This is a genomic window from Bacillus sp. SIMBA_154 (assembly GCF_046536015.1).
Classification (GTDB): Bacteria; Bacillota; Bacilli; order Bacillales; family Bacillaceae; genus Bacillus; species Bacillus pumilus_P.
Genome location: NZ_JAWJBV010000207.1, coordinates 1 through 277, shown reverse-complemented (window position 1 = coordinate 277; position 277 = coordinate 1). Strand labels below are relative to the sequence as shown.

1 protein-coding gene is annotated in these 277 nt (G+C 52.3%); it reads right to left on the bottom strand.

Features of this window, described 5'->3' with window-relative positions; genetic code table 11:
* Positions 1-277 (bottom strand): amidohydrolase family protein (locus tag R0K30_RS21750; RefSeq protein WP_410612901.1); only part of this gene is annotated, 277 nt, incomplete at both ends.

Genomic DNA, 277 nt, shown 5'->3' with positions numbered 1-277 from the left:
ACGTCATGCTGATCGCGCCGATATCGTGCAGAATATCCTCCGCCGCAATGGTGGCCGCTCTGATGCGTGAATGGCTGAACGCCACGTCTTCAGGCACTTTTGAATCTAAATGATGGCAGACCATCATCATATCAAGATGCTCGTCCATCGTGTTGACGGTATATGGAATCGTCGGCGTCGTAGAGGACGGCAGGATATTGGCGTAAGATGCGAGTTTCATAATATCCGGTGCGTGGCCTCCGCCGGCTCCCTCTATGTGATATGTATGGATAACCCG